Genomic DNA, 22,182 nt, shown 5'->3' with positions numbered 1-22,182 from the left:
GATTTCTCCGGAGGTCACGCTAACGGCTCATATGCGCGCCCGGCCATATCGGGCCGGGCGCGCAGTGTCGCCGAAGGGGCGCCGGTTCGCTTCCGAGGCCTTCGGCCGCAAAGCGGCGCGCGGGCGGCTCACTTACCGGTGTACGGCACGGCCTTGACGAGCGTCACCTTCTGGATGTTGCCGTTGGGCAGCTCGTACTCGCGGGTCTCGCCCTCTTTGGCGCCGAGCAGCGCCTTGCCGAGGGGGGACTCCGGCGAGTAAACGTCCAGGTCACCCTCGGTGCCCTCTTCGCGGGTCGCCAAGAGGAAGTTCTCGTCCACGTCGTCGCCGTCGTAACGCACGGTGAGGACCTTTCCTGGTCCCGCGCTGCCGTCGTTGGCGGGAGCCTCGCCCACCTTGGCCGAACGGAGGAGTTCCTGGAGGTGGCGGATGCGGGCTTCGTGCTGGCCCTGCTCTTCACGGGCGGCGTGGTAACCCCCGTTCTCCTTGAGGTCACCCTCCTCCCGGCTGTCGTTGATCTTCGCGGCGATGACCGGGCGGAGCTCGATGTAGTGGTCGAGTTCCTGCTTGAGTTTGTCGTAGGCATCCTGGGTCAGCCAGGTCACCTTTGTGTCGCTCACGGTCACCATCTCCTAGTAGGGCCTGCCAGGCTTGGGTGTACAAGCCGGCCACCGGGCCGGCATGGCGCGACGGCCTGGCTGAGATAAAGGAAAAACACGGCCCGTCTTGGGCCGTGCCGGTAGATCAGAGTAACACGGCGCGAGGTATCGCCGCCGGAGGAATTCGGTCGCGCCTCGGCGTTGGGCGCCTGTTTCACCCCGTTGGCCGCTATGGCCTTGACAGGTACCGTGGTACGTCGTATGAGCATCCGAAGATATCAGCCGTGACCGGCTTTCCGATGCTCTTGATGGTGGTAGTCACCCTGCTGTTCTTCGAACCAGGCTGAATCAGGACCTCTTTACGGCCGCTCTCCGCCCCCGCTTTGTCACGGACCCGGACGACACACACGCCGGGACGGTTCACGTCGTCCCTGGTCACGTTGATGGTGATCTCCATCGCGTCGCCGGGCTTCTCGGCGAACGAGACGCGCTCGCCGTCGATGGGCGCGCTGCCGAAGTTCAGGTACATGGCGTACGCGATACCGCCGCTGACCAGCAGTGCGATCACGCCGAACACCAGGCGGCGCCAGCGGGCGGGCCGCGCGGCGCGGGTCTTGCCGTACCGGTCCTCCGGCAGGTCCGTCCGGGTGCTTTCCGCGGTGGGAGCGTCCTGTCCCGTGCTCAACGCGGGCCTCCCGGTTGGTGTCGTCGTGCTCGCAGGGACAATGGAGCCGTATGCGAGTGGTTCCCCTCGAGTATCCGCGCCAGGCCGGGCGGGCCATCAGGCAGGGTGGCAGGGGAATAGGGAACGAGAAGGGGACGTTCGGAGCATGGTGTCAGCCGATGAACCGTTGAAGTCACGCCTCCGCCTGATGGCGGTGCACGCGCACCCTGACGACGAGTCGAGCAAGGGCGCGGCCACGATGGCCAAGTACGCCGCCGAAGGGCACGAGGTCATGGTCGTGACCTGTACCGGCGGCGAAGCGGGCAGTGTGCTGAACCCGGCCATGGACCGTCCTGAAGTCTTGACCAACATGACCGAGATCCGCCGGGAGGAGATGGCCCGCGCGGCCAAGATCCTCGGCGTGAGCCACGTGTGGCTCGGGTTCATCGACTCGGGGCTGCCCGAGGGTGACCCGCTGCCCCCGGTCCCGGAAGGCTCGTTCGCGGTCATCCCGCTCGAAGAGTCCACCGGCGCCCTGGTGAAGGTCATCCGCGAGTTCCGCCCGCACGTGATCGTCACCTACGACGAGAACGGCGGGTACCCACACCCCGACCACATCCGCACGCACGAGATCTCGGTCGCGGCCTTCGACGCCGCCGGCGAGGCGGAGCGCTACCCGGACGCGGGCGAGCCGTGGCAGCCGATGAAGCTGTACTACGTGCACGGGTTCTCGCGCGCCAGGATGACCGTGTTCCACGAAGGCCTGCTCGCGCGCGGCCTGGAGTCGCCGTACGAGGAGTGGCTCAAGTCGTGGGACCCGGAGAAGGCCGACGTCATGGACCGGGTGACCACCCGCGTCGAATGCGGCGACTACTTCGAGCAGCGTGACGAGGCCCTCAAGGCGCACGCCACCCAGATCGACCCGAACAGCCGCTGGTTCGCCGTCCCGCGCGACCTGCAGCGCGAGGTCTGGCCGACCGAGGAGTACGAGCTGGTCCGCTCACTGGTGGACAGCACCCTGCCGGAGGACGATCTGTTCGCCGGCTTGAAGGAGGGCTAGATGAGTTTCGGTGTGCCGGCGTTCGCCGTCATCGGAGTGACGGTGTCGTCGCAGTTCCTGGCGCAGCAGCCCGGCAACGGCGACAACGGCGGCCAAGGCGAGGACTTCGGCAAGTCTTCGCCGGTGGGTTTCCTGATCCTGATCCTGTTCTTGATCGCCGTCGCGCTGCTGGTGCGGTCGATGACCAAGCATCTGAAGCGGCTTCCGGCGAGTTTCGACGAACCCGCCGAGGAGGCTCCTGCGGCTCCTGCGGCTTCTTCGGAGGCTGACGCGGAGAAGCCCGCCGAGTCCGCTGAGAAGGCGGAGAAGCCGGTCGCCAAATCCGACTGACGCGTCGTGAGCGGCGTTTCGGGTTCTGGCGGTCCTTACCGCTCACGACCGTCGCGAGGGCGGTTGTCGCGGTGTCCTGAAGGCCCCCTTTGAGACGTTGAACGTCTCAAAGGGGGCCTTCAGGACACCCATGCACCTCTGGCTCGTTCACGGCCCCTGCCCGGCTGACCCCGCGTCCAGTAAGGCCGGGCAGTGCCGCGAAAGCCACTTTCGGGACATCAGACGTCGCGAAAGTGGCTTTCGCGACACCCGCGGCTGCGAACTCACGTGACAGAAGGGACGACACGCGTGAGCCAATGGACGACACGCGTGATTGAACGGACGCCACACGCGGGCTGGCTGGGACACGCGAGTCGTCCCGCCAGACACACGTGTCGTCCATCCCGTCACGCGAGTCGTCCCAACGGACACACGACACCGCCACCTACCAAAGACACCCTCGGCTCTAACTCACGAGCGGTGCGGGTCAGAGGCGCGGGTCGACCGGATCCGACTCCAGCGCCAGCACCGCGAACACGCACTCGTGCACCCGCCACAGCGGTTCCCCGCGCGCCAGCCGCTCCAGCGCCTCCAGCCCCAGCGCGTACTCACGCAACGCCAGCGCCCGCTTCCGGTTCAGCCCGCGCTTGCGCAGCCGTTCGAGGTTCTCCGGCAGCGTGTAGTCCGGCCCGTAGATGATCCGCAGGTACTCGCGCCCGCGCACCTTCACTCCCGGCTGAACCAGGCCGCGCGTGCCGCGTGTCAGGTTCGCCGCCGGTTTGACGACCATTCCCTCGCCGCCCGCGCCGGTCAGCTCCAGCCACCAGTCGACGCCGCGCGCCACCGAAGCCGGGTCGGTGGTGTCGACGGCCAGTGTCCGCGTGCGTGTGAACAGGTCGCCGGTCAGCCGGTCCAGCAGTGAGAGGTGCCAGTCGTGCGGACGGTCGTGGTACGAGTGTCCTTCCGAGGCCAGCACCTGGAACGGCGCGAGCCGGACGCCGTCGAGTCCGTCGGTCGGCCAGCAGTACCGCCGGTACGCCTGCCGGTACGCGTCCACAGTGGACTCACGGGTCCGTGTCCGCGTCAGGAGTTCCGACACGTCGATCCCGCGAGCGGCGGCCGCGTCCAGTGCGGTGACGGCGGCGGGCAGCACGGACTGGGCAGCCGCGCCCACGGCCGCGTACTGGCCCGAGATCAGCGACCCCGCCTTCGCGCTCCACGGCAGCAACTCCGCGTCGAGCAACAGCCAGCCGGTGTCCAGCTCCTCGAACAGCTCCGACGCGGCTTCCCGCACCCCGGCGAGCAGCAGCGCGTTCTGCTCCGGCGTGAAGAACGGCCGCCCGGTGCGGGTGTAGACCGCGCCCGGTCCCTGGATCCCGAACCGCGCGGGAGCCACGTCGTCGGCACGGCACACGAGCACGACAGCCCGCGATCCCATGTGCTTCTCTTCGCACACCACGTGATCGACCCCCGCGGCGCGGAACTCGGCGAAAGCCTCCTCGGGGTGTTCGAGGTGGTCACCGGAGTCGGACGTCGAACACGGCGCCATGGTCGGCGGCAGGTACGGCAGCCAGCGCGGGTCGACGGCGAACCGGCTCATCACCTCGAGCGCGGCCGCGGACTGCTCGGCGGAGACCCCGACCCGGCCGTGATGCCGGGTCTCGACGATCCGCTTCCCGGTGACGTCGCCCAGCTCCAGTACGGCGGGCTCGCGTCCGCCCAGCGGCCGGTCCGGTTCGAGCGGGCGCGTCGGCTCGTACCAGACCTTCTTCGCCTTCACCGACACGACTTCCCGCTCCGGGTAACGCAAAGCGGTCAGCTTGCCGCCGAAGACGCAGCCCGTGTCGAGACACATGGTCCCGTTGACCCACTCCGGCTCCAGTGTCGGCGTGTGCCCGTAGAGGACCATCGCGGAACCGCGGTAGTCGCGCGCCCACGGCAGCCGCACCGGCAGGCCGTACTCGTCGGTCTCGCCGGTGGTGTCGCCGTAGAGCGCGGTGCTCCGCACCCGGCCGGACGCCCGCCCGTGGAACTTTTCGGGCAGGCCCGCGTGCGCGACGACGAGCTTGCCGCCGTCGAGGACGTAGTGCGCGATGAGGCCATCACAGAATTCGTGTGCCTTGGCGCGGAATTCCTCGTCCTGCGCGGCAAGCTGTTCCAGGGATTCCGCGAGGCCGTGCGCCACCTTGACCTTGCGCCCGTTCAGCGCGCGGACCAGTTTCTGTTCGTGGTTCCCGCAGACGACGAGCGCGCTGCCCGCCTCGGCCATCGCCATCACGCGGCGCAGCACGCCAGGCGTGTCGGGGCCGCGGTCGACGAGGTCGCCGACGAACACCGCGGTGCGTCCCTCGGGATGGACGCCGTCGGCGTAACCCAGTTCGGTGAGCAGTTCCTCCAGTTCCTCGCGGCAGCCGTGGACGTCGCCGATGACGTCGAACGGTCCGGTCAGCTCGCGGAGATCGTTGCGCAGCGGCTCGACGACGATCTCCGCTTCGGCGACTTCGGCTTCGCTTCGCAGCACGTGGACGCGGCGGAAACCCTCACGCTCCAACGACTTCAGTGAGCGGTGCAGTTCGCCGCGCTGGCGGCGGACGACGTGCTCGCCGAAGTCGCGGTCCGGCCGGGACTCGTTGCGTTCGTGGCAGACCTTGACGGGCAGGTCCAGCACGATCGCCGTCGGCATGACGTCGTACTCCCTCGCCAGCTTCAGCAGGCTCGCGCGGGAAGCGCGTTGGACGTTCGTCGCGTCGATCACCGTGACCCGGCCCGCTTCGAGCCGCTTCGCCGCGACGTAGTGGAGCACGTCGAAAGCGGCGGCCGACGCGCTCTGGTCGTTCTCGTCGTCGGCCACCAGGCCGCGGAAATAGTCGCTGGACAGCACCTGCGTCGGCGCGAAATGCGTCCGCGCGAAGGTCGACTTGCCGGAGCCGGAGGCGCCGACGAGCACGACGAGGGACATGTCGGGAATGGTCAGTTTCATGCCACGGCCTCCTTTCGAGACGTGAAGACCGCCATCTGGGTCGGCGGTCCTGATTCCTGGGACTCGTGTCCCACAGGCAGGTGGCGGACGTCGTAGCCGCGCCGTGCGGCGACCCCCTCGGCCCACGAGCGGAACTGCTCGCGTGTCCATTCGAAACGGTGGTCGGCATGGCGGAACCGGCCCTCTTCGAGGAATTCGAAGTGCCGGTTGTACTCGGCGTTCGGCGTCGTGACGAGCACGGTCCGCGGTGCGGCGACACCGAACACGGCGTGCTCCAGCGCGGGCAGGCGCTCCTCGTCGACATGCTCGATCACCTCCATCAGCACGGCCGCGTCGTATCCGGCCAGCGACGGATCCGCGTAGGTCAGCGCGGACTGCCGCAGCGTGATCCGCGATTTGTCTTTGAGGCGCTTGTCCGCGATGTCGAGCGCGCTCGCGGACACATCGACCCCCACGATCTCGGTGAACGACGGCTCTTTCTGGAGCACGCGCAGCAGCGCGCCACCGCCGCAACCGAGGTCGAGCACTCGCCGCGCGCCCGCCGCCCGGAGCGCCGCGAGCACACTCCCGTGGCGTTGCACGGCCAGCGGCTCCGGCCGGTCCGGCAGTTCGGTGACCCGTGCCTCGGCCTCGGCCGGAACGTCGCCCGCTTCGGCCAGCCGCGCGAGCGCGTACGACACGATCGGGCGACGCCGTTCGAGGTACCGGCTGGTGATCAGTTCCCGTTCCGGATGCCCGGCGAGCCAGCCCTCGCCGACCCGCAGCAGCTTGTCGGCCTCGTCCTGGCCGATCCAGTAGTGCTTGTCGCCGTCGAGAGCGGGCAGCAGGACGTACAGCTGCCGCAACGCGTCGACGACGCGCTGGGTCCCGGTCAGCCGGAGATCGACGTAGCGGGAATCGCCCCACTGCGGGAATTCGGGGTCGAGCGGGATCGTCTTCGCTTCGACCTGCCAGCCGAGAGGCTCGAACAGCTTGTGGACGACCTCGGCACCACCGCGCGCGGTCAGCGACGGGACCCGGATCTCCAGTGGAAAGTGTTCGTCGACCAGCTCCGGCCGGTTCGCGCACCGGCCTGCCAACGCCGTGGTGAACGCCGCCCGCAGGGCCACCGCAAGATACGAGCCGCCCGCGTAAGGCCGGTCGTTGACGTACTGGGTCAACGACGTCCCGCCGCCGCGCACGAGGCCGACCGGGTCGATCTCGACCAGCAGCGCGACGGTGCAGCGCTCGTCGGACGCCTTCGGGTAGAAGACGTGCGCCGTTCCGGCCGAGAGCGTGACCGGCTGCGCCTTCTCCGGATGTTTGTGCAGGAGAAAGCCCAGGTCGGTGGCGGGTGTCCGGGTGGTCGTCATGGTCAGCAACACCGGGTCAGTGTCGCGCACAAGGCCGTTCCGCGCGCCCGCATTTCCGCGTGCGACCCTGGTGACATGTCGAACCGCCTGAAGGCCGCGACCAGTCCGTACCTGCTGCAGCACGCCGAGAACCCGGTGGACTGGTGGCCCTGGGGCGAAGAGGCGCTGGCCGAGGCGAAACGGCGGAACGTGCCGATCCTCCTCTCGGTCGGCTACGCGGCCTGCCACTGGTGCCACGTCATGGCGCACGAGTCCTTCGAGGACGAAGCGACCGCGACGCTGATGAACGCGAACTTCGTCAACATCAAGGTGGACCGCGAGGAGCGCCCGGACATCGACTCGGTGTACATGGCGGCCACGCAGGCGATGACCGGTCAGGGCGGCTGGCCGATGACGTGTTTCCTCACCCCGGAGGGCGAGCCGTTCCACTGCGGCACCTACTACCCGCCGTCGCCGCGGCCGGGGATGCCGTCGTTCTCGCAGCTGCTCGTCGCGGTCGCCGAGGCCTGGGGCGAGCGCCCGGAGGAGCTGCGTTCCGGCGCTCAGCAGATCATCGCGCATCTGACGGAGAAGAGCGGGCCGCTTCCCGAGTCCGTTGTGGACGGTGTGGCGCTGGAGTCCGCGGCCGCTTCACTGGGCAAGGAGTACGACGCCGAAACCGGCGGATTCGGGGGAGCGCCGAAGTTCCCGCCGACGATGGCGTTGAACTTCCTGCTCCGTCATCACGAGCGCACCGGCTCCGATCTCGCCGCCGTCGAGCACACGGCGGAGGCGATGGCGCTCGGCGGGCTCAACGACCAGCTCGCCGGTGGCTTCGCGCGCTACTCGGTCGACGCGCGCTGGGAAGTGCCGCACTTCGAGAAGATGTTGTACGACAACGGTTTGCTTCTGCGCTTCTATACGCAGTTCCACGGCGTGACAGGGCATCAGTACGCGCGGAGGACGGTCGAGGAGACCGCGGAATTCCTGCTTCGCGACCTCGGGACGGCCGAAGGTGGCTTCGCGGCTTCCCTCGACGCGGACACCGACGGCGTCGAAGGGCTCACTTATGTCTGGACTCCCGCGCAGCTCGCCGAGGTGCTCGGCGAGGAAGACGGCGCTTGGGCGGCCGAGCTGTTCCAGGTGACCGAGCGGGGCAACTTCGAGCACGGCGCGTCGACATTGCGCCTGCGTGAGCCGCATCCAGAGGACGAAACGCGTTATGAGCGGGTCCGTGGCGCGCTGCTGACCGCCCGGAACGAGCGCCCGCAGCCCGCCCGCGACGACAAGGTCATCGCCGCGTGGAACGGGCTCGCGATCGGGGCGCTCGCGAAGGCGGGCTCGCGGCTTGAACGTCCACAGTGGATCGAAGCGGCCGCCCGCGCCGCGGCTTTCCTGATGGACACCCATTTCGTCGACGGACGGCTGCGCCGGACCTCGCGCGACGGCGTCGTCGGCACGACGGCCGGGGTGCTGGAGGACTACTCGTGCCTCGCCGAAGGTCTGCTCGAGCTCCATCAGGCGACCGGGGAACCGCATTGGCTCGCCGACGCGGTCACCCTGCTCGACCTCGCCTTGGCCCATTTCGACGTCCCGGAGTCGCCGGGCGCCTACTACGACACGGCCGACGACGCGGAAGTCCTGGTGCAGCGGCCGTCCGACCCGACCGACAACGCGAGCCCGTCGGGCGCTTCGGCACTGGCGAACGCGTTGCTGACCGCGTCCGTGCTCGCCGGGCACGACCAGGTCGGCCGCTACCGCGAGGCGGCCGAGCAGGCACTGGCCCGCGCGGGACGGCTCGCCGCCCACGCGCCGCGATTCGCCGGGCACTGGCTCACCGTCGCCGAAGCCGCCGCAGCCGGCCCGGTCCAGGTCGCCGTCGTCGGACCGGACGCCGCTGCGCGCGCGGACCTGCTGGCCGCCGCCGTCGCGTCGCTGCCGGACGGCGCCGTCGTCGTGAGCGGTACCCCGGACGCCGACGGGGTACCGCTGCTCGCGGATCGCCCGCTGGTCGGAGGTGCCGCCGCCGCGTACGTGTGCCGTGGGTACGTGTGCGAGCGGCCGGTCACCACCGCGGAGGACCTGCGCTCTCAGCTCACCAGTCCCACGACATAGCGCCGAAGCCGCCGCCGGTCTGCGGGGCCCCGGCAGGCTTCACCGTGACCTGGGGCTTCGGTTTCGGCTTGGCGGCCGTGGGCTTGGTGGTCTTCGGCGGCTTCGTGGTGCTGGACGGCGGAACCCCCACCACCGTGAACGTCCGGGTCGACTTGCGCCCGTCGGTGCAGGTGAGCGTCGCGACGTACTTGCCTGGCGTCTTCACCACGTGCCCGAACCCGCCGTATTTCCCGAAGTTCCCGCCGATGGTCCACCCGATCGGCTCGGCGAGACCGGGCGAGGTCACCGGGCCGTCCGGGGTGCAGCCGCCCGCCGCGGCCTTGGTCTCGGCGTAGATCTGTTCGCCGGGCCCGAGTTCGGCCGGGCCGAGATACCAGCTGGGATCGGTGGTCGCCGCGGCGGGCGCGATCACCGCCAGTTGAGCCGCTCCGCAGACGAGAGCGCCGATCATGGCTTTCTTCAGCATGAGGTTCCCTTCCTCGACGGCTGTCGGTGAGAACACGTCCGCGCAGGTCATCGGGTTGCCTCGGGTTTCGCCGGGGGAGAACACGCGTGAATACCGGCGATTACGCGCGTAGCGTCGGTAGCGTTGTAATCATGTAATCGCGGAGGCGAGCATGCACACCTACTTCAGGACGGCGAGACATATGGGACGCGGTGGCTGGAAGGGCCGGGGCGGCTGGCAGCAGGCGGAGATCCCGTCGGCGGACGACGCGGCGGCGTGGTTCGGCGGACGGCTCCCGGAGGGCTGGTTCACCGGGGATCCGCAGGTCACGGTGGATCGCGAGGAGATCGTCATCGTCGGCGAACTCCAGCCGCTCACCGGCGAGTACGCCGACGACGCCGCCCGCGCGGCGGCCGAGGACGGCCGGATCAGCCGGTTCCGCGAGGAGACCCGCGACGAGCGGATCGAGATCGCGCGCCAGGCCGAGCACCGGTATCAGCGCAAGGTCGCCTGGGGCGCGAGCCTCGGCGGCACGAGGCATCTGTTCACCACGCATTCGGCGCCGGTCATGACCAGGCTGCGGCAGCCAGAACGCCTGGTCCTCGACACCCTCGTCGACGCGGGTGTCGCGCGGTCGCGGTCGGAGGCGCTGGCCTGGGCCGTCCGGCTGGTCGGGGAGCATGCGGACAGCTGGCTCGCCGAGCTCCGGGAGGCGATGACCAAGGTCGACGATCTCCGCTCACAGGGACCGGACCTTTCCTGAGGCCGGGGTCCGCCCCTAGAGTCGGGATTCCGCCGTCTTCACCGAAGTCCTCTTGCGAAAGAAGGCGTCATGGACGGCAGATTCTCCCGGCGTTGGCTGATCAAGGGCGGTCTCGTGGTGGCCGCGAGCCCGCTGCTCGCGCCCACCGCCTCGGCGGCCCCGGTCCTTCCCTGGCCCGCCGCCGACGACATCGTCGCGCGGACGAAACGTCCGGTCTTCCCGGACCGGACGTTTTCCGTGCTCGATTTCGGCGCCAAAGGCGACGGCAAGACCGACAACACCGCCGCGATCAAGAAGGCGATCGAGACGGCCAACGCGCGTGGCGGTGGACGCGTCGTCGTGCCTAAGGGCACCTTCGTCACCGGCGCGGTGTACCTCAAGAGCAACGTGGACCTGCACCTCGCCGCGGGTGCGGTGCTCAGGTTCGGCTCCGACGCCTCGAAGTTCCCGAACGTGCTCACCCGCTACGAGGGCATCGAGTGCGTCAACCGGTCGCCGATGATCTACGCGTACAAGGAAGCCAACATCGCGGTGACCGGGCCGGGCGTCCTCGACGCGGCCGACACGGCTTCCTGGAACAAGGGCAAGGACCGTGACTACCTGGAATCGCTGGTGGCCAAGGGGATCCCGCCGGAGAAGCGGATCGTGCCCGGCTCCGGGCACGCCATGCGGTCCGCGTTCGTCGAGCCGTACGCGTGCGACACCTTGCTCATCGAGGGTGTGACGCTGAAGAACCCGGTGTTCTGGCAGCTGCACCCCACGCTGTGCCGGAACGTCACGATCGACGGCGTCCGCACCGACGCGAGCACCGCGCACTCCAACACCGACGCCTGCGACCCCGAGTCCTGCGACCACGTCGTGATCGTGAACTCCCATCTCGGCGCGCACGACGACAACATCGCGCTCAAAGCGGGCCGGGACGCCGACGGGCGCCGGGTCGGCGTGCCGTGCCGGAACATCGTCGTCGCGAACTGCGTGATGGACGGCAACTGGGGCGCGATCACCTGCGGCAGCGAGCAGACCGGCGGGATCCGTGACGTCTACGCGTACCGGCTCACCGTCACCGGCGAGACGAAATACGCGCTGTACGTCAAGTCGAACACCTTGCGCGGCGGCTTCACCGAGAACGTCAACCTCGACAGTGTCTCGGGCACTTTCGCCCGCTCGTTCGCGTACGTCCTGCCGGACTACAACGGCCAAACCGGCTCGTATGTCCCCCGGTTCGGTCCGTTCACCATCAGCAACTCCGTGAGCACGAAATGCGGGCAAGCCGCGTTCAACGTCCGGGGGTTGCCCAACTCACACGTTCGGGGTCTGCGGGTGCGCGATTGCCGCTTCGACGGCGTCGCGAGCACGGAGAACACCCTGGAGCACGTCGATGACCTGCGGTTCGAGAACACGACGATCAACGGGAAACCGGTCTGATTCGTGCTGCGCCCGCCGATGCGGTGCGGCAGGCTGAGGTCAGAACGCACCGCATCGGAGGAATCGTGGACACACCAGGACTTCCCGCGAAGATCGACCCGGACGCGCTGACCACCGTCCTCGATGGACGGTGGGCCGGGCTACGCCGGGCGGTGCGCGCGCAGATGGCGGCGGAAGACTTCAAGGACCCTGTCGACCTTGACGTGGAAGCGCACCGGGCCCAGGTCCTCGAATGGCTGCGCAAGCTCGCCGGAACCGACCGCCCCGGTCTCGGTTTCGACCCGGCGTACGGCGGTGGCGGCGACGTCGGCGGCTCGGTGATGTCGTTCGAGATGCTGGGCTTCGGCGACCTCTCGCTGATGGTCAAGGCAGGTGTCCAATGGGGTCTGTTCGGCGGCGCGGTGCAGCTGCTCGGTACCGAACGCCACCATGAGCGCTATCTGCGCGAGATCAAGGATCTGGAGCTGCTGGGCTGTTTCGCGATGACCGAGCACGGTCACGGCTCGGACGTCCAGCATCTGCGCACCACCGCGACCTACGACCCGGCCACGCGCGAGTTCGTCGTGCACACGCCGGACCGGGGCGCGATGAAGGAGTACATCGGCAACGCCGCCCGCGACGGCGAACTCGCTGTCGTGTTCGCGCAGCTGATCACCGGTGGTGAATCGCGCGGCGTGCACGCGTTCTTGGTGCCGATCCGCGGCGAAAACGCGAGTGGCGTCGAGATCGAGGACTGCGGCCGCAAGGCGGGTCTCAACGGCGTCGACAACGGGCGGCTCACCTTCACCCAGGTGCGGGTTCCGCGTGAGGCGCTGCTCAACCGGTTCGGTGACGTCGCCGAGGACGGGACGTACACGAGCCCGATCGAAAGCGACGGCCGCCGGTTCTTCACGATGCTCGGCACGCTCATCCGCGGGCGGGTCAGCGTCGCGGGCAGTGCCGGCAGCGCGACGAAACGCGCGCTGGCGCTGGCCGTCCGGTACGGCGAGCAGCGACGGCAGTTCGCGCGGCCCGACGGCGACGAGGTCGTGATCCTCGACTATCGCGCGCATCAAAGGAAACTGCTGCCCGCGCTGGCGACGTCGTACGCGCTGCACTTCGCGCAGGAAGCGCTCGTCGCGACGTTGAACGACATCGCCGAGGACGCGCCCGAGGAAGAGCAGCGAGAGCTGGAAGCACGTGCGGCCGGGATCAAGGCGGTCTCGACCTGGCACGCGACGGCGACCATCCAGGCCGCCCGTGAGGCGTGCGGCGGCTCCGGCTACCTGTCGGAGAACCTGCTCGCCGGGCTGAAGGCCGACACCGACGTCTTCACCACCTTCGAGGGTGACAACACCGTGCTGCTGCAGCTGGTCGCGAAGGGCCTTCTGACCAGCTACAAGGACCATTTCGAGGACCTCAGCCCGCTCGCGACCGCGCGGTTCGTGGCGGAGCAGTTCGTCGAGGCCGTGATCGAACGGACGTCCGCGCGCAAGGTCGTCGAGCGGCTCACCGACGCCGACGACAGCGACGTGCTGTACTCGCGCGAATGGCACCTGAAGCTGTTCGAAGACCGCGAAGAGCACGTACTCGGCGGCGTCGCGCAGCGTCTTCGTAAGGCTGCGTCGGATCCCTTCGGTGTTTTCAACGACGCGCAAGACCACGTGCTGCGCGCCGGGCGAGTGCACGTCGACCGAGTGGTGCTCGAAGCGTTCATCGCCGCCATCGAGCGCTGCGCCGACGCGGAGGCACGGGAGCTGCTGGAGCGGGTCTGCGACCTCTACGCGCTCGCGAACATCGAGGCGGACCGGGGCTGGTTCCTCGAACACGGACGCCTGACCTCCGGACGCTCGAAGGCCGTCACCGCCGCGGTGAACGCGTTGTGCGCCGACCTGCGCCCGCACGCGCGGACGCTCGTGGACGCCTTCGCTATCCCCGAGCAGTACCTAGCGGCTCCGATGCTGCGGGACTGACGCCTGCCCGCTGCTCGGCGAGCTCGGCCCGCAGCGCCTTGACCTCGCGGGTCAGCTCGTCGAGATGCTCGCGGGTGACGGCCTGCGCGTTCTCGTCGGCCTCGGTCACCCGGCGGATCAGCCACGACGCCAGCGTCGCGGTGACCACACCGAGCAGGGCGATCCCGGCCACCATCAGCCCGACCGCGACGACGCGTCCGGTACCGCTGACGGGATAGCGGTCGCCGTAGCCGACCGTGGTGATCGTCGTGATCGACCACCACACCGCGTCGGGGAAGTCGGTGATCGGCGCGTCCGGCTGTGTGCGCTCGGCGTCGAGTACGGCGAGCGCCGAACAGAACACGATGAGCGCCGTCGCGCCCACCGTGTAGACCACGACGCGGCCGCGCAACGACAACCCGGCGTTGCGGTTGAGGACGTTGAGCACCGTGACCAGCCGGAGCAGCCGCAACTGCCGGATCAACGGGAGCACGATGATCGCCAGGTCGAACAGGTTGCTCTTCAGGAACGTGCGTTTGTCCTCGGCGTGCTTGAGCCGGACGCCGTAGTCCAGGGCGAAGACCGCCCAGGAGAGCCAGGTGACGACCTCACACCAGACCCGGCCGGTGTGCCCGAGCGAGGGCTGGAGGATCGGCCAGGCGTAGGCGGCCAGGAACAGTACGGCGGCGGCGTTGAGCGGCCACTCCATCCGCTTTTCCCACATCGGACGTCTCCTCACCTGGCCTTTTCCAGGTGCGTACGTTAAGCGATGTCGAGGGCTGTGCCATAGAGTTTCTCGGCTCTGAGGGTGATGTAGAGCCTGTCACCGTCATCGGGTGTTCGCGTGACTTCGGAGAGTTCCGCTTTCCCTTCCACGACCGCGAATTTCCAGTGATCGGCGCTGGAGACGTAGAGCGAAGCGGTGGGGTTGTTGCGGAGCTGCTTGACCTTGAGGCGCTCTTCGGTCGTGCTGATCCGGATCTCGCGGGCTTCGGGGTCCCAGGTGTAGACGACCGTGGAGAGATGGGGGCGGCCGTCGCGTTTGAGGGTCGCGAGGGCGCCGAAGGTGTGCTCGGCGATGAAGGCGCTGAGGGCCGCTTCGTCGAGGGTTCGGGGCGTCGGGTTCTTGGCCATGGTGGTGATCATGGCTCTGGTGGTGGAGGTGCGGAAGAAGGCACTTTCCTGTGCCAGAGGGAACACGCGTGTGTCCGTCCAGGTCACCGGCGCGACGTACTTGACGTACTTGGGCAAACTGGTCGGGACTTGACCGGGAGGTCCCTTTGTCCGCTCTCCATTACGACAGCTACACCGAAGCTCGCGCGCATCTGAAGGATCTGCTGGATGCTGCGCAGAAGGGCCGTGTTGCCACGGTTCGGCGCGACTCGGTTCAGGCCGCCGTCGTGGACGTCGAACGGCTGCGGTACTTCCTTGCGTCGCTTCTGCCTGCGTCTGCGCAGGTCGTCGCCGAGGACGGCGGCTGGTCCGTGTTCATTCCGGGCTTGCCGGTAGCGGCGGACGGAGCCACTTTCGACGAGGCGCTGACCGAGATGGTCGACGCGCTGCGGGAGTACGCGGAAGACTGGCAGCTGCGGTTGCTGGACGCGCCGAATCACCGTGACAACTGGGGCCTGGTTCAGTTGATCAGCCTGAGCGACGACGATCAATTGCGCGATTGGCTGGCGGGTACCGCGCGGTGAATCGGCCACAACTCACCCGTAAGGACCATGAGTCGTTCTGTCAGGTCGAGGAGTGGCGCAGGGTTCGCGATGTCCGCGGCCGGACCGGTACGCATCACGTCACCTACGAACTCGGTCTCGTGGACGGCCGCATCCTGCGAACCCGGATCTCGCATCCGGTGGATCGGACCGGGTACGGGAAGAGCATCTGGAAGCACATCCTTCGCGACCAGCTCGATGTCGACGAGCCGTGCTTCTGGTCGTGCGTGCACGATGGCGTCAAACCCGATCGCGGAGTACCTGTTCCGCAGGCCGAAGCTCTTCCGGCTGATCTGGTGCACATGCTGCTCTCGCGGGTCGGTCTCACCGAATCAGAGGTCGCCGCGATGACCAAAGCCGAGGCCATCGCGAGGCTTCAACAGTTCTGGACCGAGAACAGCTGATCGCCAGCTAGGCGTACATCGCCAGCCAGATCGCGATGTAGTGCGAAACCGCCGCCAGCACCGTGCAGGCGTGGAAGTACTCGTGGTACCCGAAGGTGTCCGGGAAGTGGTTCGGCCACTTGACGGCGTAGAACACCGCGCCCAGCGTGTAGAACAGGCCGCCGACGCAGAGCAGGACGAGTGCCGCGATGCCGGCGTGCGCGCCCAGTTCGGGCAGGACGAAGACGGCGACCCAGCCCAGTGCGATGTAGATGGGCACGCCCAGCCACCGTGGCGCGTTCGGCCACAGCATCTTCAGGGTGACGCCGCCGATCGCGCCGCCCCAGACGATCGCGAGCACGATGTACCCGGTCGGCTGGGACATCGCCAGAAGGGTGAATGGCGTGTAAGTGCCCGCGATGAACAGGAAGATCATCGAATGGTCGGCGCGCTTCATCCATTCGTATGCTCGTGGGCTCCACAAGCGACGGTGATAGAGGGCGCTGACGCCGAAGACGCCCAGGACGGTCAAGCCGTAGACCGAAGTGGACAAAGCGGCCATTCCCGACACTGTGGACGCCGCGAGACTGATGAGGGCCGCGGCTCCGGCGACGGCGCCGAAGAAGGACCAGAAGTGGATGTGCCCCCGCAAGCGAGGACGCGTGTCCACCAAGGGCGTGGGGCCGGACGGCTGGGGTTCGGTCGCTACGCTCACTCAGCCAGGTTACGGCACCGTAGGTTTTTTGCCAGTGTCCGTGGCGCGTCCCACTGAGGCTCGCGGGGTGACTACTCTCCACTGGCGTGAGTCTTCGGTCCTTCTTGTCAGACGTCCTGTACAGCGCCTACGGCAGGCGCCTGATCCAGCAGGCCAAGGGGCGCCATCCACGCCACATCGCCATCATGCTGGACGGGAACCGCCGCTGGGCGCGCGAAGCGGGCTTCACCGACGTCGCCGACGGCCATCGCGCCGGCGCCAAGAAGATCGCCGACTTCCTGAGCTGGTGCAACGAGGCCGACGTCGAGGTCGTCACCATGTGGCTGCTCTCGACCGACAACCTCGGCCGCGCGGCCGAGGAGTTGAGCCCTCTGCTGAAGATCATCACCGACGTCACCGACGAGCTCGCCGCGCCGCAGACACCCTGGCGGCTCCGCATCGTGGGAGCCCTTGACCTGCTGCCGCCGGAGGTCGCGAAGGCCCTCAGCGCGGCCGCGGAACGCACCGAGGGGCGTTCCGGGATGGAGGTCAACGTCGCGGTCGGTTACGGGGGGCGTCAGGAGATCGCCGACGCGGTCCGCAAACTGCTGCTCCAGCACGCCGACGAGGGGACCTCGATCCGCGAGCTCGCGAAGATCCTGGACGTCGATCATATTTCCGAACACATGTACACCTCGGGCCAGCCGGATCCGGATCTGATTATCCGCACCTCGGGTGAGCAGCGGCTTTCCGGATTTCTGCTCTGGCAATCGGCGCATTCGGAATTCTGGTTCACCGAAGCTTATTGGCCCGCATTCCGCCGGGTCGATTTTCTCCGGGCGATGCGCGATTACGCATGGCGGCACCGGCGCTTCGGTTCCTGACCCGCGCATGACGAAGGCCCCGGAGTGCACTTCCGGGGCCTTCGACGTCCAGGCTGAAGATCAGCCGTGGTGGTGCTCCAGCGAGTGAGCCAGGAGCGACGGGGTCAGGACGACACCCGTGTAGGCGCCGGCGACCAGCGAGGCAGCGCCGTAACCCAGCGCGCCACCGCCCTCGATGAACGTGTTGTAGGCGTCGCCGAACGTCGGGTCCGGGGTGCCGGTGGTGTCGCCGGTGGCGGCGAACGCGGTCCCGCCGACCATCATGAGACCTGCGGCGACGGCGGAAACGAAACCAGCCTTCTTCAGCACTTCGCACTCCTAGGTAGAGATATTCAGGGGGTCGGGGGCACCGAATCCGGTGGGGGTGTCCCGCAGTGAGAAAATTACTCGCTATTCAGGCTCTGTGACCGTCTCGTAAGCCCATTGTGTGAGGCGAAAAAGGTTCATTTCACTCGGTCCGGTTCTCTGTCGCGGACACAAAATGCGGGCTGCTACCAAGCGTGGTAGAACCCTCGATCCCATCAGGTGAACGCCCTCTGTCGCGTTAATCCATCCGGGTCATGTCGACGTGTGTCCCTGAATGGAGATCATCACTACCCAGGGTGATGGTGGCCAGGCGTTGATGCCACGCGACCGACAGTGAGATGACGGTTTGGCGAATCACCGTGGTGGCTGCCTGCGCGATCGGCCGGACGCAGGTACCTTCCGAAAGTGAGAGTTCGCGTCCCATGCGGACTCTCACGGGAGGCCCTGGTCGTGGCGGTTGTCGACAGGGCGGCTCAGCCGCCCAGTGGATGCACGAGGGGGCCGGCACCCGGCCCTCGCGGCCGTGCCGGCTGACGTCGAAGGCGTCAGAAGGAGCGGTTAGCCAGGGAGGTGCCCGGCCCAGCGAGTGCGGGCGTGGTGCCACGCCCACGAGGGAGATGCCGTCGTGACTGCGCAGCGTTCACCCCGCAAGGCCTCTGGCCGTTCTTCGACCGGTGCCCCTGGCCCGGAGAAAGCCTCGATCTCGCCCGAATCCCAGCGGTCCACTTACGTGCTCGACACGTCGGTCCTGCTCTCTGACCCCTGGTCGGTGACCCGTTTCGCCGAACACGCGGTCGTGCTCCCGCTGGTCGTCATCAGTGAACTGGAGGCGAAACGTCACCACCCCGAACTGGGGTGGTTCGCGCGCGAAGCGCTTCGCATGCTCGACGACCTGCGTCGTCAGCACGGCAGGCTCGACGCGCCGATCCCGATCGGTGAGCACGGCGGCACCCTGCAGGTGGAGTTGAACCACTCCGATCCCACGGTGCTCCCGGTCGGTTTCCGCACCGACTCCAACGACCACCGCATCCTCGCCTGTGCGCTCAACCTGGCGGCGGAACACGCGTCGGTCACGCTGGTGACGAAGGACATCCCCCTGCGGGTCAAAGCGGGCGCCGTCGGCCTGGAAGCCGACGAGTACCGCGCGCAGGAGGTGACGCCTTCGGGCTGGACGGGGATGGCGGACGTGGACGTCCCGCAGACCCTGGTCGACGCGCTGTTCAGCGGGTCTTCCGCGGATCCGGCGGAGTTCGGGATGCCCGAGGTCGGTGAGCTGCCCTGTCACACCGGTCTGAGGCTGCTCGCGGGCAGTTCGAGCGCCCTGGGCCGGGTCACCGCGGACAAGCGGATCCGGCTCGTGCGGGGTGACAAGGAGGCGTTCGGCCTGCACGGCCGGTCGGCCGAGCAGCGGGTGGCGCTGGATCTCCTGCTGGACTCCGACGTCGGCATCATCTCGCTGGGCGGCCGCGCCGGAACCGGGAAGTCGGCGCTCGCGCTCTGCGCGGGGCTGGAATCGGTGATGGAACGCCGCCAGCATCGCAAGGTGGTGGTCTTCCGGCCGGTGTACGCGGTCGGCGGCCAGGAACTGGGCTACCTGCCCGGTTCCGAGAGCGAGAAGATGCAGCCGTGGGCGCAGGCGGTGTTCGACACCCTCGGCGGGCTGGTCAGCCAGGACGTCCTCGACGAGGTCTTCGACCGCGGGATGCTCGAGGTGCTCCCACTGACCCATATCCGCGGCCGGTCGCTACACGACACGTTCGTCATCGTCGACGAGGCGCAGTCCTTGGAGCGCAACGTGCTCCTGACCGTGCTTTCGCGGCTCGGCACGGCTTCACGGGTCGTGCTCACGCATGACGTCGCGCAGCGCGACAACCTGCGGGTCGGGCGGCACGACGGTGTCTCGGCGGTGATCGAGAAGCTGAAGGGTCACCCGCTGTTCGCGCATGTCACGCTGACCCGGTCCGAGCGCTCGCCGATCGCGGCGCTCGTCACCGAGATGCTGGAGGACCACGGATAGCCGATCGGGGAGTCCTCTTGGGACAGTCCTAAGAGGACTCCCCGTGCTTCCTTCGCACCGCGGCGAAATCGGCGTCGTGGGTAGGACCGCCCGAAAGGCGGTCCGGCGCGGCCGTGGAATAGAAACAGGAGATCGCCGGGACGACCAGCGGGTCGCGGTCCGCGGTGAGGCTCAGCAGGAGATCCCAGTCGTCCATTTCGACCAGTGACTCGTCGAAGCGGGCTTCTTCGAGGCCCGCGCGATGGGCGACGGCGCCGGTGTCGGCGAGATTCTCCTTGAGCAGTGCTTCGCGGCTGTACGGCTTCAGCAGCAGCCTCGGCAGCCCTTCGACATCGTCGATGACGTACCCGCCGTACGCGGCGGTGATCTCCGGATGGTCGCCGAACGTCCACGCCAAAGCCTTGAGCCACAAGGGATGCATGGTGTTGTCGTCGTCGAGATAGGCGATGACGTCGCCGGTCGCCGCGGCGAGGCCCACGTTGCGTGCGGCGCTGACCCGGTTGTGCGCCACGCGGATCGCGCGGATACGCGGGTCTTCGAGGGCCGCGAGCACCTTGGGCGTGGAGTCCGCGCTGGCGTCGTCGACGACGATCAGTTCCCAGTTGCCATAACGCTGTGCCCGGACCGACTCGATCGCGCGGGGCAGCAGCGCGGCGCGATCGTGGGTCGGCAGCACGACCGAGATCTTCGGCGTGGCGGCGAGTTCCCGCTGTTCGAGCCACTGGGTGAAGGTCTGGACGGCGCGGGCCGCTTCGAGTTGCCCAGTCCGGAGGTGCAGGCCCTCGAAAGCGATGTCATGGCTTTCGAGCCAGCCGTCGAGCGCTTCCTGCCGTGAGCCAAGGGCTTCCTGGCCGGCTTCGACGGTGGTGGTGCGCGCGTCGCCGTCCCGCAAGGCCCCGCCGTGGTCTTCGAGCCAGGCGGTGTGGTGCTCCAGCACCGCGCGCAGGCGATCGAGTTCCGCGGCCTGGTCCGCGAGGGTGGATCGCAGTGCGGCGATTTCCCCGTTTTCCGCGTGGCGGCGGTCCATCGCCGCCGCCACGATCCGTCTCAGACGTCTCACCCGACGCACCTTAGTGCTTCCAGGGCGCGGAAATCACCAGCCCGACGGCAGCGGGCGCCCTTCCGCGAAACCCGCGGCGGACTGGATGCCGAGCAGCGCGCGCTCGTGGAACTCCTCCAGCGTCCGCGCGCCCGCGTACGTGCAAGCCGACCGGACACCGGAGCCGATGGAGTCGAGCAGATCTTCGACGCCGGGCCGGGCCGGGTCCAGCGCCATCCGCGACGCCGAGATGCCCTCCTCGAACAGGCCCTTCTTGGCGCGTTCGAAGACGTTGTCCGTGCGCGTGCGGGCGCCGACGGCGCGCTTCGACGCCATGCCGAAGGACTCCTTGTACGGCCTGCCCTGCTCGTCGTGGCGCAGATCGCCGGGGGACTCGTGAGTGCCGGCGAACCACGAGCCGACCATGGCCGCGGACGCGCCCGCGGCCAGCGCCAGCGCGACGTCGCGAGGATGCCGCACGCCGCCGTCCGCCCAGACGTGTTTGCCCAGTTCACGGGCAGCGGCGGCGCATTCCGCCACGGCCGAGAACTGCGGGCGGCCGACGCCGGTCATCATCCGCGTCGTGCACATGGCGCCGGGCCCGACGCCGACCTTGACCACGTCCGCGCCCGCGTGGATCAGGTCGCGCGTGCCTTCCGCGGTGACCACGTTCCCGGCGACCACCGGGACCCGCGGGTGCACCGACCGGACGGCCTTGAGCGCGGAGATCATCTTCTCCTGGTGGCCGTGCGCGGTGTCGACGACCAGCACGTCGACGCCCGCCGCCAAGACGGCCTCGGCCTTCGCCGCGACGTCGCCGTTCACGCCGATCGCGGCGGCGACCCGCAGGTTCCCGCCGTCGTCGACCGCGGGGGTGTAGATCTCCGCGCGCAGCGCCGCGATCTCGGTCAGGACGCCCGCGAGCCTGCCGTTTTCGTCGATGCCGAGCGCGAGACCACCGCCGTGGGCGTGCAGGCGCTCGAACACCTCACGGGGCGGGGTGTCCAGCGGGACCGTGACGAGCGCGGGCTCCGCGACGTCGCCGAGCCGGGCGAAGCGGTCTACGCCGGCGCAAGCCGCTTCGTCGACCACGCCGACCGGTTTGCCGTCCTCGTCCACCACGACGACGGCGCCGTGGGCGCGTTTGCCGACCAGGTTCAGCGCGTCGGCCACCGCGTCGCCGCCGGTCAGCACGAGCGGGGTGTCCCACACGGTGTGACGGCTCTTGACCCAGGTGACGATTTCGGCGACGGCGGCCGTGTCGACGTCCTGTGGCAGGACGACGAGCCCGCCGCGCCGGGCGACCGTCTCGGCCATCCGGCGGCCCGCGACGGCTGTCATATTGGCCACCACGATCGGGATCGTCGCGCCCGTGCCGTCCACAGTGGACAGGTCGACGTCGAAGCGGGACTCCACGTCCGAACGGTTCGGCAAGAGGAACACGTCGTCGTAGGTCAGGTCGTGAGCGGGCCGGTGCCCGTCGAGAAAGCGCACGGGTCCCCAGGATACCCGCGTGGGACAA

The 22,182-nt window shown here is 68.5% G+C and carries 21 protein-coding genes; 10 read left to right on the top strand and 11 right to left on the bottom strand.

Annotation, left to right across the window (positions count from 1 at the left end):
• Positions 1-128: 128 nt before the first annotated feature.
• Entirely contained in the window at positions 129-629 is a 501-nt protein-coding gene (gene greA, locus AMYAL_RS0111525; RefSeq protein WP_020631458.1) for a transcription elongation factor GreA, read from the bottom strand.
• Positions 630-828: 199 nt separating this feature from the next.
• Positions 829-1,284: a DUF4307 domain-containing protein gene (locus AMYAL_RS0111520; RefSeq protein WP_020631457.1), complete on the bottom strand. Its 456-nt coding sequence runs from the start codon at positions 1,282-1,284 to the stop codon at positions 829-831.
• 145 nt (positions 1,285-1,429) lie between these two features.
• Here AMYAL_RS0111520 and mca point away from each other — a divergent pair, with 145 nt between their 5' ends.
• Together mca and AMYAL_RS0111510 are read left to right on the top strand one after the other, a co-directional pair.
• Complete coding sequence (gene mca / locus AMYAL_RS0111515) at positions 1,430-2,323, top strand: mycothiol conjugate amidase Mca (protein WP_020631456.1); 894 nt, start codon at positions 1,430-1,432, stop codon at positions 2,321-2,323.
• Positions 2,324-2,653: a hypothetical protein gene (locus tag AMYAL_RS0111510; RefSeq protein ID WP_020631455.1), complete on the top strand. Its 330-nt coding sequence runs from the start codon at positions 2,324-2,326 to the stop codon at positions 2,651-2,653.
• Between the two features lie 466 nt (positions 2,654-3,119).
• On the opposite strand, the gene AMYAL_RS0111505 is transcribed toward AMYAL_RS0111510, so the two are convergent.
• Both AMYAL_RS0111505 and AMYAL_RS0111500 read right to left on the bottom strand, forming a co-directional pair.
• Positions 3,120-5,612 (bottom strand): polynucleotide kinase-phosphatase, encoded by a 2,493-nt coding sequence (locus tag AMYAL_RS0111505; protein WP_020631454.1) that lies wholly within the window; start codon positions 5,610-5,612, stop codon positions 3,120-3,122.
• Complete coding sequence (locus tag AMYAL_RS0111500; RefSeq protein ID WP_026466968.1) at positions 5,609-6,976, bottom strand: 3' terminal RNA ribose 2'-O-methyltransferase Hen1; 1,368 nt, start codon at positions 6,974-6,976, stop codon at positions 5,609-5,611. The genes AMYAL_RS0111505 and AMYAL_RS0111500 overlap by 4 nt, the downstream gene beginning before the upstream one ends.
• 63 nt (positions 6,977-7,039) lie before the next feature.
• Here AMYAL_RS0111500 and AMYAL_RS0111495 point away from each other — a divergent pair, with 63 nt between their 5' ends.
• On the top strand, positions 7,040-9,058 hold the full coding sequence (locus AMYAL_RS0111495; protein WP_020631452.1) for a thioredoxin domain-containing protein: 2,019 nt from the start codon (positions 7,040-7,042) through the stop codon (positions 9,056-9,058).
• On the opposite strand, the gene AMYAL_RS0111490 is transcribed toward AMYAL_RS0111495, so the two are convergent.
• Positions 9,039-9,524: a hypothetical protein gene (locus AMYAL_RS0111490; protein WP_039795419.1), complete on the bottom strand. Its 486-nt coding sequence runs from the start codon at positions 9,522-9,524 to the stop codon at positions 9,039-9,041. The two genes, AMYAL_RS0111495 and AMYAL_RS0111490, sit on opposite strands and share 20 nt — an antisense overlap.
• A 181-nt stretch (positions 9,525-9,705) precedes the next feature.
• On the opposite strand from AMYAL_RS0111490, the gene AMYAL_RS0111485 reads away from it, so the two are divergent.
• From AMYAL_RS0111485 to AMYAL_RS0111475, 3 genes are all read left to right on the top strand, one after another.
• Positions 9,706-10,266 carry a hypothetical protein gene (locus tag AMYAL_RS0111485; protein WP_020631450.1) on the top strand — a complete coding sequence of 187 codons (561 nt, stop codon included), beginning with the start codon at positions 9,706-9,708 and terminating at the stop codon, positions 10,264-10,266.
• Positions 10,267-10,335: 69 nt separating this feature from the next.
• Positions 10,336-11,691, top strand: coding sequence for a glycoside hydrolase family 28 protein (locus AMYAL_RS0111480; RefSeq protein ID WP_020631449.1), 1,356 nt, complete (start codon positions 10,336-10,338; stop codon positions 11,689-11,691).
• 65 nt (positions 11,692-11,756) lie between these two features.
• Entirely contained in the window at positions 11,757-13,643 is a 1,887-nt protein-coding gene (locus AMYAL_RS0111475) for an acyl-CoA dehydrogenase family protein (protein WP_020631448.1), read from the top strand.
• On the opposite strand, the gene AMYAL_RS0111470 is transcribed toward AMYAL_RS0111475, so the two are convergent.
• Together AMYAL_RS0111470 and AMYAL_RS47780 are read right to left on the bottom strand one after the other, a co-directional pair.
• Positions 13,600-14,346 carry a potassium channel family protein gene (locus tag AMYAL_RS0111470; protein ID WP_026466967.1) on the bottom strand — a complete coding sequence of 249 codons (747 nt, stop codon included), beginning with the start codon at positions 14,344-14,346 and terminating at the stop codon, positions 13,600-13,602. The two genes, AMYAL_RS0111475 and AMYAL_RS0111470, sit on opposite strands and share 44 nt — an antisense overlap.
• A 38-nt stretch (positions 14,347-14,384) precedes the next feature.
• A complete protein-coding gene (locus AMYAL_RS47780; protein WP_084702316.1) occupies positions 14,385-14,756 on the bottom strand; it encodes a pyridoxamine 5'-phosphate oxidase family protein in 372 nt (123 codons plus the stop codon).
• A 146-nt stretch (positions 14,757-14,902) separates the two neighbouring features.
• Between AMYAL_RS47780 and AMYAL_RS0111460 the strand changes: the two genes are divergently transcribed.
• On the top strand, positions 14,903-15,319 hold the full coding sequence (locus tag AMYAL_RS0111460; protein ID WP_020631445.1) for a prevent-host-death protein: 417 nt from the start codon (positions 14,903-14,905) through the stop codon (positions 15,317-15,319).
• A complete protein-coding gene (locus tag AMYAL_RS0111455; RefSeq protein WP_020631444.1) occupies positions 15,316-15,741 on the top strand; it encodes a hypothetical protein in 426 nt (141 codons plus the stop codon). Before AMYAL_RS0111460 ends, AMYAL_RS0111455 begins: the two co-directional genes overlap by 4 nt.
• Positions 15,742-15,748: 7 nt before the next feature.
• Here the strand turns inward: AMYAL_RS0111455 and trhA are convergent, their stop codons facing one another.
• On the bottom strand, positions 15,749-16,390 hold the full coding sequence (trhA, locus tag AMYAL_RS0111450) for a PAQR family membrane homeostasis protein TrhA (protein ID WP_026466966.1): 642 nt from the start codon (positions 16,388-16,390) through the stop codon (positions 15,749-15,751).
• 131 nt (positions 16,391-16,521) lie between these two features.
• On the opposite strand from trhA, the gene AMYAL_RS0111445 reads away from it, so the two are divergent.
• The gene (locus AMYAL_RS0111445; protein WP_026466965.1) at positions 16,522-17,298 is read left to right on the top strand and encodes an isoprenyl transferase; all 777 of its coding nucleotides are present in this window, start codon (positions 16,522-16,524) and stop codon (positions 17,296-17,298) included.
• A 60-nt stretch (positions 17,299-17,358) separates the two neighbouring features.
• On the opposite strand, the gene AMYAL_RS0111440 is transcribed toward AMYAL_RS0111445, so the two are convergent.
• The gene (locus AMYAL_RS0111440) at positions 17,359-17,607 is read right to left on the bottom strand and encodes a hypothetical protein (RefSeq protein WP_020631441.1); all 249 of its coding nucleotides are present in this window, start codon (positions 17,605-17,607) and stop codon (positions 17,359-17,361) included.
• A gap of 727 nt (positions 17,608-18,334) precedes the next feature.
• Here AMYAL_RS0111440 and phoH2 point away from each other — a divergent pair.
• A complete protein-coding gene (phoH2, locus tag AMYAL_RS0111430; protein ID WP_020631439.1) occupies positions 18,335-19,621 on the top strand; it encodes an RNA 5'-3' helicase PhoH2 in 1,287 nt (428 codons plus the stop codon).
• Positions 19,622-19,649: 28 nt separating this feature from the next.
• Here the strand turns inward: phoH2 and AMYAL_RS0111425 are convergent, their stop codons facing one another.
• Positions 19,650-20,681, bottom strand: a complete 1,032-nt coding sequence (locus AMYAL_RS0111425; RefSeq protein ID WP_026466964.1) for a glycosyltransferase family 2 protein — start codon at positions 20,679-20,681, stop codon at positions 19,650-19,652.
• A gap of 33 nt (positions 20,682-20,714) precedes the next feature.
• Positions 20,715-22,154 carry a GMP reductase gene (gene guaB1, locus AMYAL_RS0111420; RefSeq protein ID WP_020631437.1) on the bottom strand — a complete coding sequence of 480 codons (1,440 nt, stop codon included), beginning with the start codon at positions 22,152-22,154 and terminating at the stop codon, positions 20,715-20,717.
• Positions 22,155-22,182 lie beyond the last annotated feature (28 nt).

Source organism: Amycolatopsis alba DSM 44262 (assembly GCF_000384215.1).
Taxonomy (GTDB): Bacteria; Actinomycetota; Actinomycetes; order Mycobacteriales; family Pseudonocardiaceae; genus Amycolatopsis; species Amycolatopsis alba.
This window is presented reverse-complemented; position numbering and strand designations above follow the sequence as displayed.